Origin of the sequence: Kamptonema sp. UHCC 0994 (assembly GCF_029167235.1) — a bacterium.
Lineage (GTDB): Bacteria > Cyanobacteriota > Cyanobacteriia > Cyanobacteriales > Microcoleaceae > Kamptonema.
The window spans coordinates 1-4,966 of record NZ_JARFTR010000064.1 but is presented as its reverse complement, the minus strand read 5'-3'; the positions used below and the strand labels follow the sequence as shown (position 1 = coordinate 4,966).

7 protein-coding genes are annotated in these 4,966 nt (G+C 46.7%); 4 read left to right on the top strand and 3 right to left on the bottom strand.

The genetic code is table 11. The features are described 5' to 3' along the window. Window positions 1–457: 457 nt before the first annotated feature. On the bottom strand, window positions 458–619 hold the full coding sequence (locus PY364_RS06150) for a hypothetical protein (protein WP_275521367.1): 162 nt from the start codon (window positions 617–619) through the stop codon (window positions 458–460). Between the two features lie 369 nt (window positions 620–988). On the opposite strand from PY364_RS06150, the gene PY364_RS06145 reads away from it, so the two are divergent. The 3 genes from PY364_RS06145 (at window position 989) to PY364_RS06135 (ending at window position 3,558) form a co-directional block, all read left to right on the top strand. Beyond that, entirely contained in the window at window positions 989–1,201 is a 213-nt protein-coding gene (locus PY364_RS06145; protein WP_275521366.1) for a ribbon-helix-helix domain-containing protein, read from the top strand. A 56-nt stretch (window positions 1,202–1,257) separates the two neighbouring features. Further along, a complete protein-coding gene (locus tag PY364_RS06140) occupies window positions 1,258–1,611 on the top strand; it encodes a hypothetical protein (RefSeq protein WP_275521365.1) in 354 nt (117 codons plus the stop codon). Between the two features lie 96 nt (window positions 1,612–1,707). Next, window positions 1,708–3,558, top strand: coding sequence for a site-specific integrase (locus PY364_RS06135; RefSeq protein WP_275521364.1), 1,851 nt, complete (start codon window positions 1,708–1,710; stop codon window positions 3,556–3,558). Here PY364_RS06135 and PY364_RS06130 read toward each other — a convergent pair. Both PY364_RS06130 and PY364_RS06125 read right to left on the bottom strand, forming a co-directional pair. Beyond that, window positions 3,549–3,767, bottom strand: a complete 219-nt coding sequence (locus PY364_RS06130; protein WP_275521362.1) for a hypothetical protein — start codon at window positions 3,765–3,767, stop codon at window positions 3,549–3,551. The two genes, PY364_RS06135 and PY364_RS06130, sit on opposite strands and share 10 nt — an antisense overlap. A gap of 10 nt (window positions 3,768–3,777) precedes the next feature. Next, window positions 3,778–4,494 (bottom strand): hypothetical protein, encoded by a 717-nt coding sequence (locus PY364_RS06125; protein WP_275521361.1) that lies wholly within the window; start codon window positions 4,492–4,494, stop codon window positions 3,778–3,780. 28 nt (window positions 4,495–4,522) lie between these two features. Here PY364_RS06125 and PY364_RS06120 point away from each other — a divergent pair, with 28 nt between their 5' ends. After that, on the top strand, window positions 4,523–4,897 hold the full coding sequence (locus PY364_RS06120) for a hypothetical protein (RefSeq protein ID WP_275521360.1): 375 nt from the start codon (window positions 4,523–4,525) through the stop codon (window positions 4,895–4,897). Window positions 4,898–4,966: the final 69 nt, after the last annotated feature.

Sequence of the window (4,966 nt, the reverse complement as noted above, 5' to 3'; positions counted from 1 at the left end):
TATGGTTTCGGGGACAATTAGACCCTGTGCGTGTGCGTGAATTACACGCACAAATGGTAGCTGCGGGACTGCCACTTTGAGCGTAATGCAGCTTGGTTGTGAGTCAAGCAAGGCTTTGCTAATGGCTTTATTGCCTGCCAGAGCAAGGTTTGAGTTTGGCTGAGTTTGATTGTTTGAGGTCTGGGAGGGTGGTTGTATTTAATCTGGTCTCGTTTACATGATTGTGGTCTGGTCGCATTTAATGTGGTCTGGGTGGTGTTTAATTTGGTCTGAAGTTTTGGTTCAGTTTCATTTAATGTGGTCTCGATAAAATCCTGATTGCGGTCTTGAGTGATTATGATTGCGGTCTCCTACAGCTAGGAAGCATTGCCGTACTAGGTTTGACGGGATTGATAGCAGATGCTCTGACAAAAGTAGGGTTAGAGGACTTGCTGAGAGCAATGTTGACCACATTTTTTTACGTACACCCAATGGCAGAATGATTTATGGCGGCGAAGTCGGCTGGATTCACTCTGAGGGCTTGAATCAGGCGCGATCGCAAATCAGAAGAGACTTGAGGTAAAGTAGATAGGGTGGAAAGCAGACTGTAAATAAAAGTTAAGTTTTCAAGCACTACCATGCTCTTATTAAGAGCTAAAGGCAATCTAGCAAATACTTAAAGCTTAAATCACTTACAATTTTTTAACTTATGGTTAAATTTGATTGCCAGTGCTATAATAATTCAAAGTAAGTAAAAGCTTATAAATTCCAGCTAACGCTGCATTAAAATAAGCAAACACTACTATTGAAACTTAGCACTCATAACTTTCTCTAGAATTTCGACACTCACCTTGTCTGGCAAGCGTTTGATTTCTTCAACACTTGACAGCCAATAACTAAATAAATAACTAACCTTAATCAGGAGTTCCCCCGAACTCCTTTTTTTTTGCTCAGTTTCACGTCGAATTCAATTGAATTTTGTTCACCCAATCAGAAAGGAGGTTTTGACATGGCTAAACCCAAACATAAAAGTATGAGAAATCAGCCAGAGATGTACGACGAACTCAAAAAAGTCTGCACCGTTAGTGTTACACCAACGGCCATCAAAAATCTGGATTTTCATGCCAAAAAATCTGGCATTTCTCGCTCAGAACTTATTGAGCGATTTGCTAGATCACTAAACCAATTACCAGAGCAACCACCAACTCAAACTAAGCATTAGTCAAAAACCAAAACTTTTTTACAACCCAGGCATTTTTTAAGCTCAGTGATTGCACCATGAATCTTTTTATTGCCAGAAACCCACTACATTCTTTTGACTATCAAATGCCCAAGGTCAAAGTCGCTACCTTACAAAAGTTAGCTCCTAAACAAGAGCTAAACTTTGCTAATTTTAGTCAGCATCCCGGCTGGTGCCAGGTATCGAATTGCTACCTTGCTAACTATAACAAAGCATTAGCTCTTATGGATTACCTCCACTTTTTTGAGATTATAAATAGCCTCAAGCTTATTTATAAAAACAGTGTGATTTTAGAAAAAAAAGCCTTTGTAGGCTTGGATTACAGCAGACCACCGCCTTTAGCGAAAACCGCCATGAACTCAATGTTTACTGCGGTTTTTGCTATAATATAAATAAGAGCAAACTTTCTGAAAGCCGCTTCTCAACACTTCGCAGCACTTCCACAAGACCTAAACCAGAACACCTTCATTTTACGAGGATTTATAATCATGCAAAAGAATCCCTCTTTAGCAGATATGCAGCAGCTTTATGCTGCCCACATTCAGAGCCAGCACCCGCATAAGAAAGCCCAAGAAATTCTCGCTCAAACTGAAACTGCTATCAACCGTTACACCTTGCCTGGATGGGGCTTAGAACCTCCCAAAAGCCGCAAGCCCACGCGAGCTGAAATAGAGGCGGCAACGACCCTTAAACAAGGTATAAATGTTGAGCAGTTCACAACCGCGTTGGCAGCTCAAGAACAAGCCTTTGAACGACTGCAACCTTCTGTTAGCAGCAAGCAGGTTTACCGCTCCCGGCTCAAGGAATTTTTATCTTGGTGCAGCCAGCAAGGCTGGTGGCCGGGAAATACCTTACCTGAGAAACCTGTTGATTGCTGCGGAGGTCGCCGCCGTCGCGGCTATGGAATTATGGCGAAAACGCTACTGACGAGCCGCTCTGCCTTGTCGCCTTACGGCTTGCGAGCAGAACAAGTGTCAGAGAAGTTAAAAGCTGAAACTGAACTTTTCTACAAGTTCCGCACGTCAGCCCACTGGCCAGGCCGGTTAGAAGACCCGGTGAAAACCAAAGCCTGCCGTAACCAAATTGGTCTGCTCTTTCACCTGCTGGGCTGGTTCCACCACTACCGGGGAGTGCCGCTGGAGGAACTGTCTTTGAGTACCTTAGTTCCGCCAGTTGAACTCAAGTATGTGGCTGCTAAGGAAGCTGCGGCAGCAATGGTTGCTAAGGTTGGGGATTATGTGGATCGCTGGGTTTGCGAATTCTCCAACTTTTTGATAGAGGAGCGGGGTGCTACAAGCCCCCACACCCGCAAGAATTACTTGTGTGCGCTGCTGGCGGTGGCAAAGTTTCAATACCACACGGAAATCAGCTCTAGCGATTACAGGGAAGTGCCGGCTGTGGAGGTGCTGCGCCGACGGCTATCACTGGGAACGAAGGAGTTAAAAAACCACGCTCCGGTGGCGGATCTAGATAAGAAGTGGCTGGAGTTGACGGAAGTTTGGAAGTTAATTGTCGAACCGCTGCGCTTGGAGTGCCAACCGAAGCTGGCGTGCGGCACTGCGAGGTCTCTGAAGGCGAGTGCTTACAGCTTCCAGCGCTATGTGCTGTGGGGGTGTTTGACCTACACTCCTCCCCGGCGGCAGCAGGAGTTGAGGGAGTTAAAAATGGCTCTTGAGTGTCCGGTGAAGCGGCCTGTGGAGGTGCCTGCTGACGGTTTGTACCAACCGCTGCCTACGGGTCGTAACCGCGACCGGAATTGTGGTTATCTGTACCGGACACCGGAGGGCCGCTGGATCAAGGATATGACACCGGAATCTTACAAGACGGGGAAGACTTACGGACACCAGACATTGGAAATTCCTAACGTGCAGTTCCCTGACGGTAGATGGTTTTACGACTACCTGGAAACCTGGCTGTATGGCTACTATAAAACGCCGGAGGGGAGTTGGCGCTCTTGCGGGGCTGCTTTCAAACCAGGTTCGCAGGAGGTTGGCCGTTTGTGGCCGGGTCGCTTGCAGTTCGACCCAGTTGGTGAACTGGTTTTCGTGCGGCACAACGGCACGCCTTTTTGTGAGGATAGTATGGCTAGCTACATCAGCACGGCTGCTCATGGCTTGACTGGTCAGCGGTTGACTCCTCATTTGCTGCGCGATATCTTTGCGACTCATTTTTTGGATCAGGGAGCCTCTGACTCGCAAATTGCTTCTCTGGCTTATGCGATGGGTCACAGTTCGCAGGTGCTCCGGACGAATTACGATCGCCGCTGCCCTGCTCAAAAGCACCGTCCGATTCAGTCGGCGGTTCTGGATTTAGTCCAGCAGTCTTTCCATCAAGATTGAACTTCTACTAGCAAACCGTATTTTGCTCTCCCCTGCACTCCCATGCAGGGGTTTTTTTCTGTTTTTCTGACTGTAATTAAATAAAGTGCGATCGCTGATGTGGTGGGGTCAACTGTTTGGCAAGTGAAAAGCGCGGAACTCCGCGTTTTTGGTGTGGGGGCGATCGCCAATATAGTTACCGCCTCTGGATAGCTGTGGCGATCGCTCACACCAGCTCATCTAACAAAATCGAGTGTTTATGTTGCACGGTTTAAAATTTTGCACAAAATTAATCCACTGCTGAACCTTAGAACCGGTGATGTCTAAAATCGGAATAGAATAGACATCTGATTCAGGAGGGCCACCCTCGGTATCTCTGGCAATGCTTGTGCGTTCTGGCTTACCTAAGCCGTAGGTTGAAGCTGTTTCACTAGCTAAACTACAGGAAATTCTAAAGTTTCCCATGCGAATACTTCCATTACCTGCTGAATAAACCCATTCATAACCCGAAACGCCTCTAGATTGCTGGCACAAAAATTGGGAAGTTTCAAACATTTTGGCCAGATGAATATCGTAGAGACGAAGCTTGCCACCGTAAGCTGGTTGAGTTGTATCTCGATTAGGTACTGTAAGCTGCATGAGGACAAAGCCTCCCCTAGCTTCTGTGCCACCATACCGAATGCTCAGGGGCACTTGGGTGCTCTCTTGAGCCAGGATGATGTTAACCTTTTGAGTAAATTTAGCGCTGTCAGTCTCAGCACTTGCGGAGCTACCCAAGTAAGTAGGTGCAGAAAAAGCGAGGTTTGCAGGCAGTAAGATAACCGCACAGGTCATTAGTTTGGCCAAATTGTGATGCCCTGCTTTTTTGGCGATCGCATATATTTTACTTAGCACAGTGCGCTCCGAGGTGATGGGTGTGCGATTGAGTTGAGCTTGTGAAAGTGGTGGCTTATACATAGGTTTTTTGAGTAAGGAAAGGTATGCTATGAACTATTTGATATTTGGATTAATCACCGTCTCTCTTTTTACCAGTTCGGCGATCGCGCAACCCGTCACCCGTCACGCTGCTAGAATGCCTGCCGATTCGGTGCAGATTGCAGCTAACAGAGCACCCGAAAAAGCGATCGATGGTTTGACGGACTTTATTTTCTACCAACTGCACCCAGAACTGAACCATCGCAAAATCCGCTCTGACGAAACACAGTACATTAATGAATGGGCTGCTATCAAAAAAGTGGTGAGCAACGATAACTTGGTTTACGGGGATGTCTGCGATGCAAACTCAAGGAATTATGAGTGGCTGGTTAGAGTCGATAGGAGCGTTACCACTCCTACCTCTCCTTCAGAACCGTGCTTGTGACTTTCACCACACACGGCTCCTTGATAATTCCACCTTTGTTATAGGTACGAGTTAGAACGGTTTGTCATC

Excerpts from the sequence above, each read along its gene's own strand:
- PY364_RS06150 (WP_275521367.1), bottom strand. The coding sequence starts at position 619 with ATGGTAGTGCTTGAAAACTTAACTTTTATTTACAGTCTGCTTTCCACC.
- PY364_RS06145 (WP_275521366.1), top strand. The coding sequence starts at position 989 with ATGGCTAAACCCAAACATAAAAGTATGAGAAATCAGCCAGAGATGTAC.
- PY364_RS06140 (WP_275521365.1), top strand. The coding sequence starts at position 1,258 with ATGAATCTTTTTATTGCCAGAAACCCACTACATTCTTTTGACTATCAA.
- PY364_RS06135 (WP_275521364.1), top strand. The coding sequence starts at position 1,708 with ATGCAAAAGAATCCCTCTTTAGCAGATATGCAGCAGCTTTATGCTGCC.
- PY364_RS06125 (WP_275521361.1), bottom strand. The coding sequence starts at position 4,494 with ATGTATAAGCCACCACTTTCACAAGCTCAACTCAATCGCACACCCATC.
- PY364_RS06120 (WP_275521360.1), top strand. The coding sequence starts at position 4,523 with ATGAACTATTTGATATTTGGATTAATCACCGTCTCTCTTTTTACCAGT.